Origin of the sequence: Chryseobacterium sp. Chry.R1, assembly GCF_039645525.1 — a bacterium.
GTDB lineage: Bacteria > Bacteroidota > Bacteroidia > Flavobacteriales > Weeksellaceae > Chryseobacterium > Chryseobacterium proteolyticum.
Map to the genome: position 1 here is coordinate 2,952,153 of NZ_CP151793.1, position 12,484 is coordinate 2,964,636.

The 12,484-nt window shown below is 36.0% G+C and carries 12 protein-coding genes; 3 read left to right on the forward strand and 9 right to left on the reverse strand.

Annotation, left to right across the window (positions count from 1 at the left end):
- Positions 1-5: 5 nt before the first annotated feature.
- Positions 6-947 (reverse strand): 2-dehydropantoate 2-reductase, encoded by a 942-nt coding sequence (locus AAEU33_RS13350; protein ID WP_345988015.1) that lies wholly within the window; start codon positions 945-947, stop codon positions 6-8.
- Positions 948-1,106: 159 nt separating this feature from the next.
- Between AAEU33_RS13350 and AAEU33_RS13355 the strand changes: the two genes are divergently transcribed.
- Both AAEU33_RS13355 and AAEU33_RS13360 read left to right on the forward strand, forming a co-directional pair.
- Complete coding sequence (locus AAEU33_RS13355) at positions 1,107-1,769, forward strand: GNAT family N-acetyltransferase (protein ID WP_345988016.1); 663 nt, start codon at positions 1,107-1,109, stop codon at positions 1,767-1,769.
- Between the two features lie 60 nt (positions 1,770-1,829).
- Positions 1,830-2,630, forward strand: a complete 801-nt coding sequence (locus AAEU33_RS13360; protein ID WP_345988018.1) for a class I SAM-dependent methyltransferase — start codon at positions 1,830-1,832, stop codon at positions 2,628-2,630.
- Positions 2,631-2,680: 50 nt separating this feature from the next.
- Here AAEU33_RS13360 and AAEU33_RS13365 read toward each other — a convergent pair whose 3' ends face one another.
- From AAEU33_RS13365 to AAEU33_RS13375, 3 genes are all read right to left on the reverse strand, one after another.
- Complete coding sequence (locus tag AAEU33_RS13365) at positions 2,681-2,917, reverse strand: YtxH domain-containing protein (RefSeq protein WP_172278571.1); 237 nt, start codon at positions 2,915-2,917, stop codon at positions 2,681-2,683.
- A gap of 96 nt (positions 2,918-3,013) precedes the next feature.
- Positions 3,014-3,856, reverse strand: a complete 843-nt coding sequence (locus AAEU33_RS13370; RefSeq protein WP_345988020.1) for an isoaspartyl peptidase/L-asparaginase — start codon at positions 3,854-3,856, stop codon at positions 3,014-3,016.
- 123 nt (positions 3,857-3,979) lie between these two features.
- Positions 3,980-4,867 (reverse strand): cyanophycinase, encoded by an 888-nt coding sequence (locus AAEU33_RS13375; protein WP_172279675.1) that lies wholly within the window; start codon positions 4,865-4,867, stop codon positions 3,980-3,982.
- Between the two features lie 199 nt (positions 4,868-5,066).
- Here AAEU33_RS13375 and cphA point away from each other — a divergent pair, with 199 nt between their 5' ends.
- Entirely contained in the window at positions 5,067-7,694 is a 2,628-nt protein-coding gene (gene cphA, locus AAEU33_RS13380) for a cyanophycin synthetase (protein ID WP_172278567.1), read from the forward strand.
- A gap of 54 nt (positions 7,695-7,748) precedes the next feature.
- Here cphA and AAEU33_RS13385 read toward each other — a convergent pair whose 3' ends face one another.
- From AAEU33_RS13385 to AAEU33_RS13405, 5 genes are all read right to left on the reverse strand, one after another.
- Positions 7,749-8,186, reverse strand: a complete 438-nt coding sequence (locus AAEU33_RS13385) for a hypothetical protein (protein WP_273648212.1) — start codon at positions 8,184-8,186, stop codon at positions 7,749-7,751.
- 24 nt (positions 8,187-8,210) lie between these two features.
- A complete protein-coding gene (locus AAEU33_RS13390) occupies positions 8,211-9,395 on the reverse strand; it encodes a hypothetical protein (protein ID WP_273648211.1) in 1,185 nt (394 codons plus the stop codon).
- Positions 9,396-9,470: 75 nt separating this feature from the next.
- Positions 9,471-10,304: a GMP synthase gene (locus AAEU33_RS13395; RefSeq protein WP_172278562.1), complete on the reverse strand. Its 834-nt coding sequence runs from the start codon at positions 10,302-10,304 to the stop codon at positions 9,471-9,473.
- Positions 10,305-10,335: 31 nt separating this feature from the next.
- Positions 10,336-11,454, reverse strand: coding sequence for a carboxylate-amine ligase (locus AAEU33_RS13400; protein WP_172278560.1), 1,119 nt, complete (start codon positions 11,452-11,454; stop codon positions 10,336-10,338).
- A gap of 35 nt (positions 11,455-11,489) precedes the next feature.
- A complete protein-coding gene (locus AAEU33_RS13405) occupies positions 11,490-12,443 on the reverse strand; it encodes a hypothetical protein (RefSeq protein ID WP_172278558.1) in 954 nt (317 codons plus the stop codon).
- Between the last annotated feature and the right edge of the window lie 41 nt (positions 12,444-12,484).

Genomic DNA, 12,484 nt, shown 5'->3' on the forward strand with positions numbered 1-12,484 from the left:
TTTTTTTATTTTATCTTAGCCTTTATTTCATCATATATTTTTTGAGTAAAAGGTACCTTGATTCCGTTTTCATTTCCGTATTTGATAATTGCTCCCGCAAATAATTCCAGTTCACTTTCTCTTTTTCCGGAATTAATATCCAATTGAAGGGAAGTAGGAGTTTCATGAGTAAATGCTGATGCTTTTTCAAAAGTATTCTCGATGATATTATCTTCAAGTAAAATCCCCTTTTTATCTGCAATTGCTTTTATTTCCTTCATTATTTCTTCTGCCTCATTTTTTTGTGCAGGATCTGTACAAACGGTACCAATAGAGGAGTTGTATTTAGCTGTTACCAGTCCGAAACTTGCTATAAAAGTAAATTTGGTCCAGATATCAGTTAAGGCATCATCTTTAAAATCAAAATCGATCCTGCTTTCTTTGAGAACATTGATTACCCAATCTATGTTTTGGGAAAAATTTTGTGGATCCCTGCCAATAATCAACTTTCCAGTTTTCCCTTTATGTTCTACAACTCCTTTTTCTTTTATATGAGAAGCTACATAAACACATGAAGGCAATATAACATGAGCAGGAATTATTTTTCTTATTCTGTCATAAATATCAGCACCATTCATCATAGGTAATAAAATGGTATTTTCAGTAATGACTTCTTTCAGTTCTTGACAAACTCTTTCCAGGTCGTATTCTTTTACACAAATCAATACAAGATCAGGTTTTACAATTTCCCCGATATTTTCATAAACTGAATTAGCCCATGTTTTACTATATCGGTGTTCAGTGGAAATTAAGGTCAAGCCCTCCGCTTTCACTTTTTTATAGGTTTCACCTCTTGCAACAAATGATATGATATATTGGTGGAAAGTTTCATTATTCTGGCTTATTTTAAAGCCAAAATAGCCCCCTACACCTCCTAAACCTATGATTACAATATGTTTTTTATTCATGAAATTATTTTTTATCTGTTTAAAACCTGGCCTTTAATAATACACTATGTTAAAGATGGTGATTTATTTTAATATTTTGAGATGTATATAATCTATATTTATTGTGAGATAAGATCAATCAATTATTATATTTATGTCAACATTTTTAATAGCCTTATCATGAAAAATAAAGCTTCAGCCGAAATATTAGGAAAGTGGTTGAAAGGATGGTCGTTATCAAGAGAATTACCTTTACCGGTTCCATATAAATCCGGTTTTACTGTTGATGTCAATGCTCCTATGCAGAAAAAGCGATATCTGTTTTCTGAACCTAATGATGATTTTATTCAACTGTCGAAAATAATTGATGAACCATGGGTATATCTGAAAGTTTCCTCACCTTTTGAAACTTTTAAGGATAAAATCCCCTCAAAATGGAAAATTCAGGGTGACCAGTATATGATGTCATGTTTTCATCCCATGGTTGCTTTAAAGCGTGGTCTCCCAGATGACTACACGATTCATCATGACGTGTATAATTCTACGCATGTTGTAAGGGTAATGACCAAAAATGGAAATGAGCAGGGAGCGATAGGAAGAGTTGCTATTGTTGATGATATGGCTGTGTATGATCAGATCATTACAGATGAGAAACACAGAAGAAAAGGACTTGCTTCTTTACTAATGAAAGAGCTTGAAAAAATAGCACTGTTAAAAGGCGCCCGGAATAATTTTCTGGTGGCCACTACAGAGGGTAAATCATTATATGAAACTTTAGGGTGGGAGATTTACAGTCCTTGCACTTCTATTGTGATTCCATCCGATGATTCTCTGGATGACTGATTCGGGGAATTATAATTAAGATTGTTTACAATACACATCATAGCACTTATATGTTCAATCATGGAAAAGAATTATTTAGAAATTAACAGAAACTCCTGGAATGCTAAGGTGGAACCCCATCTTAAATCGGGTTTTTATTTTGTTGATGAGTTTTTAAATGGAAGAAGTTCACTCAATTCCATAGAACTCGAACTTTTAGGAAATATTGAAGGAAAAAAGATCCTGCATTTGCAATGCCATTTTGGACAGGATTCAATATCATTATCAAGGCTAGGAGCTGTGGTTACCGGAATTGATTTGTCTGACAAAGCTATTGCTACTGCAAGAGATTTGACGAAGAAGTGTGGAACCGATACTGAATTTATTTGCTCTGATGTTTACGATCTTCCCAATGTTTTAAATGAAAAGTTCGATATTGTATTTACAAGCTATGGAACCATAGGATGGCTTCCCGACCTGGATCAGTGGGCGCAGGTTATTGCTCACTTTTTTAAACCGGATGGGAAGTTTATCATGGCAGAATTTCATCCTGTTGTCTGGATGTTTGATGATGACTTTAATAGGGTTGCTTATAATTATTTCAATGAAAAACCGATCATTGAAACATATAACGGAACGTATGCAGATCCGTCAGCCGATATTACTCAGGAATATGTGATGTGGAATCATTCATTGGCAGAGGTTATCCAGAATCTAATTAAAAATAACATGACCATAAATGACTTTCAGGAATTTGACTGGTCTCCCTATCCTTGTTTTAAACACATTGTAGAATCTGAGAAAGGTAAATGGAGAATACCGCAATTTGGAAATCATATACCTTTGGTATTTGCATTGGAAGCACAAAAAAAGTCATCGTAAATAAGTATTACGATGACTTTTCTGTATATGAATGTTAAAAAAAACTTGTTTTAACTTAAAGAGTCCTGAGCTTTTGTTTTAGCCTCATCAACTTTGTCCTGAACCTGGGATGCAACATCATTTGCTTTGTTCTTAAGATCATTTCCCCACTTGTTTACATTGTCCTTAACGTTGTTGATTTTGTCCTTTACAGCTTGTTGTTCTTCTGGTGTGGATTTTTTGTACTTCCAATATGCTAAAGCACCTAAACCTAATAAAGCTAATAATCCGTTTGTCTTATTTCCCATGATTTCTATTTTTTAAATTAATATTAAAAATTTGTTGTTTAGTATCATGTAAATTGCGTGCCAAAAAAATGAAAGCAGTAATAAAAAAATGTTAAATTAATTGAATATTTCAAAATTTTCACCATCAAAACTTGCAAAAACCATCGTAGGATAAGAGTCCTGATGATAGATATTTCCATCTTTATCAATAGCAATCGCACCTGCAAAGCCATCAATAGTTTTTAATTCCTCAAAGGTTTTATGAAATGCATCTTTCAATTTCATTCCATCAGTTACCCGGGTCACAATTTTGGTTGCTGTAGCATTGCTTACAATATCTTCACCTACACCAGTGCAGCTTACGGCACAAAATGAGTTGGCGTAATTTCCGGCAACAGTAGCTGAATCAGAAATTCTTCCGGGAATTTCAAACCCTTTTCCACCGGTTGAAGTGGCAACAGCAAGTTTTCCATCCTTGTCTATGGCTACGCAACCTACAGTTCCTTTTCCTCCGTTATTTATTTTTGCTTCGTATTCTTTTCTTCTTTGGGGAATTTCTGTAGAGAAATCTTCAAAACCATGTTCTGAAGCATATTTTTTTGCACCACTACCTCCTAAAACACGATCTTCCTCCTTCATTAAATCCTTTGCTACAAATACGGGATTTTTAACATCCTGAATATTAATAACACCACTTAATTTCTGTGTTTCTGCATCCATGATCGCTGCACTCATCCGAATGATACCATCACTTTGGATCTGAGAACCGATTCCTGCATTGAACAGGGCATCATCTTCAAGAAGAGATACTGCATACGCTACGGTATCAAAAGCTGAATTGGATTGCAGATAATCAAATGCTTTTTGTGCAATATTTTTTAATGAATTTTGTTTGGCAACTTTTACTTCATGGCTTTGGTCACTTTCGGAAAAGAAACCGCCGTGGATGATTATTTTCATATTTTATTTAAATGAAAGTTGTAGGTGGTAAACTTACGATTATATTGACTATAAATTATAAGGTTTTTAGTTCATATACACTAAAAACTTTTAATTCTTCACTCTCAATTTTTCGGGATCAAATTATTTGTCCTGTGGGATAGGATTGAATTGTGAATTCTCAATCGTTAATGTTCTTGTGGTAAGGTCATAATGATCGTTCATCGACATGACATGCACGGTAAGGTTATCAATGGATATAGGTTCGCCTAAGTTGATATTGGTAAGATTGGTATCTTTAATAAAACGTCCATCCACGATAATTACAAGACCTGAACCTACAGCAGTCATTACATCATTGTGTATAAAAAGACCTGTATCTTCTCCCAATCCGATTCCTAATGTTCTTGGATTATTAACAACTGCCTGGAAAAGTCTTCCGATGCGTCCTCTTTGTACAAAGTGGGTATCAATGATTACATTATCAATAAGTCCTAACCCCTGAGTGGTTTTTATTTCTCCTTTTAATAATGCTTCCGAGCTGCTGCCCTGATAGATCATGTTTTCTGAAGCTGCAGCAGCTCCGGCAGAAGTTCCGGAATAGATGAAATCCTGCTCCTGGTATTTTAAAAGAATGGTATCGTGGAATCTTGTCCCGCCAAGGATAGATGTAAGCCGCAATTGGTCCCCACCGGTAAACATCACCACGTCCGCTGCATTGGCTCTTGCTACCATAGCATCAGAATTGGCTTCTTCCCGGTTATGGATATCCAGAATGTTGACATTTTTTGCGCCCAGAAATTCGAATGCTTTCTTATATTCCGTTCCTACAATCTGAGGGATCTGTGAAGCTGTAGTAACGATTTCTATTACAGAATTTTCTTTGAGCTTAGACTCATTAATGATCTTTCTTAAAATACCTCTTTCAAAAAAATTAAGGTTTTTTTCTATGTTCTGATCATAATCGGTTTCTGCAAAACTTCCTTTATTTACAGCACCTCCGATAACAATTAATTTTCCAACAGGTTTCATCATGTATGCAAATTTAAAAAATTATTAATACTCGAGGAAATATCAATTATACATAAATTGATTTTGAGGATTTTAAGATTGTTAATAATATTTAATTTTTTTGGGAAATCTTTAAATGGTCTATGGTTTTGTTTATGGTTTTACATTATCTTTGATTTTAGAAGATGTTATTATTAATCAAGAAAAATGCAAATTGACTATGAAAATTGAGAAGATACAGGCCTTACGTGGTCCAAATATTTGGAGCATCAGAAGGAAGAAGCTGATACAGATGCGGTTGGACCTCGAAGAGATGGAGAATTTTCCTACCAATAAGATTGAAGGGTTCAGAGAGCGTATAGAAAAATTGATACCTTCCTTGATTACCCATCGCTGTTCGGAGGGCGTAAGAGGAGGCTTTTTTCATAGGGTAGAAACGGGAACCTGGATGGGACATGTTATTGAACACATCGCTCTCGAAATCCAGACTCTGGCAGGAATGGACACCGGATTTGGAAGAACCCGTGAAACAAAAACTCCCGGAGTTTACAATGTAGTATTTGATTATATTGAAGAAAATGCAGGAATTTATGCTGCTGAAGAAGCCGTAAAAATTGCTGAAGCCCTGATCGAAGGAAAAGAATACGATATCAGTGAATGCGTTCATAAATTAAAGGAAATCAGGGAACGTGTTCGTTTAGGTCCTTCTACAGGGAGTATCGTAGAAGAAGCCGTTTCCAGAAAAATTCCATGGATCAGATTAGGAACCAATTCTCTGGTACAATTGGGATACGGAGTTAACCAGCAAAGATTCCAGGCAACGATTACCGGTAAAACAAGTTCAATTGCGGTAGATATTGCATGTAACAAGGAGCTTACTAAAAAGATGCTTCATGATGCGGCAATTCCGGTTCCCATAGGTGACCTTGTGACGGATGAAGAAGGCTTGGAAAAGGTTATTAAAAAAATAGGATATCCGATTGTTCTTAAACCATTGGACGGTAATCATGGAAAAGGGTCTTCTATCAATGTAAATGATTGGGAAAGTGCTAAAATTGGTCTGCAACATGCCCAGAACTATTCTAAAAAAACGATCGTTGAAAAATATATTACAGGATATGATTTCAGGGTTCTGGTCATTAATAATAAAATGGTTGCAGCAGCCAGACGGGTACCTGCCCACGTGGTAGGTGACGGAGAACATGATATAGGAAAACTGATTGAAAAGGAAAACAAAGATCCGAGGAGAGGTTATGGTCACGAAAATGTTTTAACGGAAATACAAATTGATAAGGATACGATGGAGCTTCTTGAAAAGCTTCAGTATACACTGGAGACGGTTCCTCAGAAAGGAGAAGTCGTTTTCCTGAAATCTACTGCCAATCTTTCTACGGGAGGTACCTCAATTGACGTAACGGATATGGTACATCCTGAAAATATTACCATGGCCGAAAGGATTTCTAAAATCATCGGTCTTGATGTTTGTGGTATCGATATCATGGCTGAAAATCTGACTCAGCCACTCAAAGAAAGTGGTGGGGCCATTATTGAAGTAAATGCAGCTCCTGGATTCAGAATGCATCTTGCTCCAAGTGAAGGTCTTCCGAGGAATGTGGCTGCTCCTGTTGTAGATATGCTGTATCCACAGGGAAAACCTTTTACAATTCCTATTATAGCTGTAACGGGGACTAATGGTAAAACAACCACGACGAGACTGATCTCCCATATTGTTAAAAATAACGGATACAGAGTTGGATTTACAACTTCAGATGGAATCTATATTCAGAATACCATGCTTACAAAAGGAGATACCACAGGTCCGCTTTCCGCTGAATTTGTTTTAAAAGATCCGACTGTAGAATTTGCGGTATTAGAAACTGCCAGAGGAGGAATTCTGCGTTCAGGGTTAGGTTTTTCACAGTGTGATATTGGCGTTTTAACCAATATTAAAGAAGATCACTTGGGGATGAATGATATTCATAATCTAAAAGATCTTACCAGAGTAAAGAGAGTAGTATTGGATAGTGTAAAGAAAAGTGGCTGGAGTGTAATGAATGCCGATGATGAATATTCAATGCGAATTGTAAATGATCTGGACAGCAATGTAGCAATTTTCAGCTTGGACGAGAATAATTCGTATATTAAGAAGTTCGCGAAAGAAGGAAAAATTACCTGTGTGTATGAAGAAGGCTTTGTAACCATTAAAAAAGGAGACTGGAAGATCCGCATTGGAAGGGCTAAAGATTTTCCTATTACAATGGAAGGTAAGGCAAAATTCATGATCGCAAATGTTCTGGCAGCAAGTTTAGCCTGCTACCTGTACGGTTTTGGTATTGAGGATATTTCAAATTCACTTAGAACATTTATTCCAAGTGCACAGCTTACACCGGGAAGATTGAATATATTTAAGTTTAAAAATTTTAAGGTATTAATAGACTTTGCCCATAATCCGAATGGCTACGAGGCGATTGAAGATTATCTTAAAAATGTAGAGTCAACCAAAAAAATTGGAATTATTTCAGGGGTAGGAGACCGGAGAGATGAAGACATACGGTTATGCGGCAAGATTGCGGGGAGAATGTTTGATTACATTATCATAAGAAATGAAAAACATCTTCGGGGAAGGAAAGAAGAGGAAATTAACGGTCTGATTATAGACGGAATTAATGAAGCCGGAAGAGATGTAAGTTATGAGATTATTCCAAAAGAAATTGAGGCATTGAAACATGCTATCGGAATGGCTGAAGAAGGAACATTTATTACTGCCCTGAGCGATGTGATTTCAAATGCGATTGATCTTGTCCAGGAGTATCAGGCTAAAGAATTGCTGGAAGACGATAAAATCTGATTAAGAATATAATGAAAAAACCTCCATTTGGAGGTTTTTCTTTTATAAGCTTGTTCATCTCTTCTCAATCTCCCTCATTTTCATCAGATAAAAATAGAGAGGGATTAATTCTAGTCTAATGGTGAAGCTGATGTTTGAATTAACGAAAGGAATAACTACCATCATGACAATGCAAACTATAATACCTATAATAGCATCAATAATTGCTGTTTTTGGACCCCATTTTTCTTCAAACCAAAGTCCATAAGCTACAATGGCCTTAAAAATTAAAAGAATACAAACGATGAGACCAGGAATAGTATAAGGATGATTGGCTTTGATTCCGTAAATTGATAATGATACATTTGTCAGGAAAAATCCTGCAATTAGTATCAGGGATGCTACAGATCCTCCAATTAAGAAAAACCAGGTAAAGATCTTGATCCATACCGGTAATAGGTCGCGCCTTTTAGTGGTATTATCAAACTCTTCAAAAGCGGAATTTTGTTCCATAAACAGATATTGTTTTAATTATTTTTACATTTCTCCAAAGAATACATTAGAACTACCGATCCAGATGGCATCTTTTTTATTAAAATCTACATTCACCATGGCAGCTTTGGTCATTCTGCCCAGATTCTCAAGTAAGATAGGACGTTCATCATTTTCCCGCCAAATATACAATAAACGGATCTCTGCTTTTGAAAATTCACCATTGATATCTTCAAAAACAGGTTCGTATTGTACTTTCCGTTGTAATATATAATTTTCCTTATCTGTAATAGAATCTGTTATTTCAAAGGTAGGATTGAGTTCTACACCACTACCTGCAAATGAAAATAAAGGTTTTAAAACATAATTTTCAAGATTCTCATGCTCGGGAAACTCATGGAGGAAGTAGCTTTTAGGAACAAACTGATGTCGTAATAAAGGTAAAAGGTATTTTGAAATTTTAAAAAACCAATTGGGATGGGTGATCCATTTAACATCTGCCTCTTCTCGAAAATCGAATTCAAGAGTAAGACCCGGAATTCTGTCCAATTCATCAAAAATAACACGATTATAAATCCTTTTTATCTGAATTTGTCTGCCATTATCCTCATAGTATAGTTTTCTTCCTTCTTTTTTTACTTTAGTAAGGCAAACTGTTTTTATACCGAGTAATTTTTCAGTCAGCGCAAAATCTATTGCCGTCTTTTGTTTGTCGGGAAAAATTTCCAGAAGAATTACATTTTCCGGATTTTCATTTCCGATAATTAACTCTTTCAAATAATGAGTGAACTGGTCAGCAGACATGGGATTCTTAATTGCTGAAAGAAAGGGATAAACTTCACAAAAAGTATTTTCAAAAGTTTTCTGAAAAGCATATAACGATGGAAAGGCCTGTAGTTCTATCAATTGTGGCTCAATCTCTCCATTTTCATTTTTACAAACACCAAAGTCAATGGTGAAGAAGTGAGGCTGATCTGTATCATTGGGAACTTTACAATTCTCCGGGATAGCTTTCTGAAGAATTTCTTTAGGTAAAGCCTTTATCTGATCGATAATGCTTTCACTGGCGTCAATGAGTTTGGTTTCAAATTCTTTAGTAAGAAAAAACGGACTTTCTGAAATTCTGAATGCAGGCTCAATACCGCTTTTTTGCGTAAGAATATCTTTAACTTGATTGTATTTTTCCTGCGAAAAATCTTTATTAAATTGCTTTCTGTATTTTGGGATCATATTTTTTTCTTTGTGATTTTAAAAAATCGAGCAATTTTGCTCGATTTATGGGATTGCGTTTATTTACTTTTTATTTCAAGCAATTACACCTGTTCTTTTCAGAATATTTTTTTTCGCAAACTGTAAAAATGCCGGAAGGATCTGGGCTCTAGTCAAAACAATTTTGTCTTCATCATCAATGCGGTCAAGTGTTTCAAGATATTTCTCTCTTCCGAAATTTTCTATCATCGCAGCTCTGTTCTTTTCATCTTTTAGATTTTCAAGCATGCTCGCCGGATCTGCTTCGGGATGAAACTGTGTTCCAAATATCTCTTCTGAGAAGCGAACTGCCATAACAGCCCGTTCAAGGTCTATGTGAGGTCGGAATTTTTCTATTGCAACGATCTTCATTCCTAATTCCTCAAAACGATCATGGTCCGGTTCTATAAACTGAAATGCCCGCGAATCTACACCATAAAAAGGATTCGAAAGATTTTTAAATAAGAATTCACTTTCTCCTTCCTCTGTCTTGTGGATAGGCATTACTCCAAAAGAGTAAGATTTTCTTGGACATACATTTCCCAGATTCCAGTGAATACTTCCTATCTGAAACGAATGGCATATGAGAAACAAATATTTCTTATCCTCCTTTTCTTTATTATGGTTATATACGGCATCTAAAAAATCAGCGTACTTTATTTCCCAGTCCAAACCTTCTTTATGAGGATTTCCCGGCCCTCCAGATGAAATAAAAATATCAAAATCTCTGATATCCGGAATTTCATCTTTGTAGCGTACATCAAATACCTCAATGCTTACATTTTCTTCAGAATTTTGCCTGAAGGCTTCAGAAATTTCTTTAATATTTCTAAATCCTTGGTTAACATGATTGTTGTTCATATCCAACAGAGCAATTCTAATATCTTTCATACATCATATTTTTGCAAAGTTACCAAAAATATCATGAAATGATTTCGCCGTGGGTAATGCCGTATTCTGTTTCGGAGATCATATAATCTACCACTTTAGTAAGGTCTCCTGTTTCCCTGAAGATCTGAAGCTGCCTGTCTGCACCGGTTCCGTTTTCCAGTATTTTCCATGCGTATTCTACTTCTTTCCTGCATCCTAACTCATCAACTACATCATCTATAAATTCCAGCAGTTCTTTCAGGAGATCCGGATATGGCACCGATTCCTCTTTACCAAAGTCGATAAGATGTGCTTCTATACCACTCTTTGAAGCGCGCCATTTATTTTCGTTTAATAAAAGCCTTCTATAGCTTCTGAAACTTAAATTTTGCTTGTGAAGTTTATAAATTTTGGCTACTAAGCTCTGCATAATGGCAGCCAGACAAACCGTTTCATCAATCCTTAACGGCATATCACAGATTCTGAATTCAATAGTAGGGTAGAATGGATGTACCCGAAGATCCCACCATATTTTTTTGGCGTTATCAATCGTTCCTGTTTTCACCAGAAGGTCTACATAGCTGTCAAATTCAGCCAATGAGTTGAAATAGCTTGGTATCCCTGTTCTTGGGAATTTGACAAAGATCTCTTGTCTGTATGATTTAAAACCTGTATTTCTTCCGATCCAAAATGGAGAATTGGTTGATAGAGCGTAAACATGGGGAAGAAAATATCGCATTACGTTTTGAATTCTTACTCCTTCTTCACGATTGGGAATACCAATGTGAACATGAAGACCGAAAATAAGATTTTCCCGGGCTACATCTCCCATATCATCTACAATTTTTACATAACGTTCACCTTGGGTAATGGAATTGTCCGACCAATGGGAGAAAGGATGGGTTCCTCCTCCTGATACCCTGAGCCCCTGTTCATGTGCAATATTGATGAGATGCCTTCTTAAATTCGTGAGCTCAGTTCTTGCATCCTGAATATTCTGGCAGATCCCTGTTTCCATTTCAATCATGGATTCATGCATTTCGTGTTTTAAATTTTCACTTAAAACAGCTTTCCCACCTTCAATAATTTTAGAAACATGAGAAATAAGATCCCTGCTTTCAACATCAATTATCTGATACTCTTCTTCGATTCCTATAGTAAACTGGTGCATCCTTTTAGTGTTTTTTTATTTTCTCTTTCACTGATCTATCGTATGGAGTCTTTTACAAAATTTCCCCAGGAAATATTAGGCTTTCCTGGAACATATTCTTTGGCTTTTTCAATCGCAAACAGAGCAGCGTGTTCCACAATCCATGCAAAATTTTCTTCTCCTACAGAATTTCTGTCGGCATCAGGCGCAGGATTACAAAAATCAATAGCATAAGGAATTCCATCCCGTACTGCAAATTCCACGGTGTTGAAATCATATCCTAAGGCCTCATTCATTGTTATGGTATAATCGTGAATGGTCTTCAATAGTTTTTCCAGTTCTTCACCATCAGTCTGATGATTGGTTGCATATCTTAAATGAGGCTCATTTCGAGGCTCATAAGGCATGATATGAACGTATTTCCTACCCAGGCAATATACCCTGTAGTAATCATCAAAAATAATCTCTTCCTGAACCATCATCACGAGTTGTTCTGTTTCACCCAGTTTATTCCATAAATCTTCCGGATTTTCAATTCTATACACATTTCTCCAGCCTCCTCCGTCGTGAGGTTTCATATAAGCGGGAAAACCTACATAATCGAATATATATTCCCAGTCATGAGGAAATTTTAAGTTTCTGAATGATGTTTCCGTAGTATTGGTTGGCCTTTCGTGAGAAGGTAATAATACCGTTTTGGGAAGAGGAATTCCCAGTTTTGTCATCAGTGCATTATTGAAAAATTTTTCATCAGCACTCCACCAGAACGGATTATTGATAATATAGGTCCCATTCAGTGCAGCATTTTTGAGGTATGCCCTGTAGAAGGGAACATCATGGGAAATCCTGTCTATAATAACAGCATAACCATAATCAGCCCCTTGTTCAAGTTTATCAATATGGACAGGTTCTGCTATAATCTCGCCATTTCCCAGCTCATTTACTTTATCGATAAATGCCCAGGGAAATGTATCCTCCATACCAAATAGAATTCCCACCTTTTTTTTCATAATTGTTATTTTTATTGTTTTATACTAATAAATGATTGTCA

What these genes read in the sequence shown, in the direction of transcription:
- AAEU33_RS13350 (WP_345988015.1), bottom strand. Translation starts at nt 947, where the DNA reads ATGAATAAAAAACATATTGTAATCATAGGTTTAGGAGGTGTAGGGGGC.
- AAEU33_RS13355 (WP_345988016.1), top strand. Translation starts at nt 1,107, where the DNA reads ATGAAAAATAAAGCTTCAGCCGAAATATTAGGAAAGTGGTTGAAAGGA.
- AAEU33_RS13360 (WP_345988018.1), top strand. Translation starts at nt 1,830, where the DNA reads ATGGAAAAGAATTATTTAGAAATTAACAGAAACTCCTGGAATGCTAAG.
- AAEU33_RS13365 (WP_172278571.1), bottom strand. Translation starts at nt 2,917, where the DNA reads ATGGGAAATAAGACAAACGGATTATTAGCTTTATTAGGTTTAGGTGCT.
- AAEU33_RS13370 (WP_345988020.1), bottom strand. Translation starts at nt 3,856, where the DNA reads ATGAAAATAATCATCCACGGCGGTTTCTTTTCCGAAAGTGACCAAAGC.
- AAEU33_RS13375 (WP_172279675.1), bottom strand. Translation starts at nt 4,867, where the DNA reads ATGAAACCTGTTGGAAAATTAATTGTTATCGGAGGTGCTGTAAATAAA.
- cphA (WP_172278567.1), top strand. Translation starts at nt 5,067, where the DNA reads ATGAAAATTGAGAAGATACAGGCCTTACGTGGTCCAAATATTTGGAGC.
- AAEU33_RS13385 (WP_273648212.1), bottom strand. Translation starts at nt 8,186, where the DNA reads ATGGAACAAAATTCCGCTTTTGAAGAGTTTGATAATACCACTAAAAGG.
- AAEU33_RS13390 (WP_273648211.1), bottom strand. Translation starts at nt 9,395, where the DNA reads ATGATCCCAAAATACAGAAAGCAATTTAATAAAGATTTTTCGCAGGAA.
- AAEU33_RS13395 (WP_172278562.1), bottom strand. Translation starts at nt 10,304, where the DNA reads ATGAAAGATATTAGAATTGCTCTGTTGGATATGAACAACAATCATGTT.
- AAEU33_RS13400 (WP_172278560.1), bottom strand. Translation starts at nt 11,454, where the DNA reads ATGCACCAGTTTACTATAGGAATCGAAGAAGAGTATCAGATAATTGAT.
- AAEU33_RS13405 (WP_172278558.1), bottom strand. Translation starts at nt 12,443, where the DNA reads ATGAAAAAAAAGGTGGGAATTCTATTTGGTATGGAGGATACATTTCCC.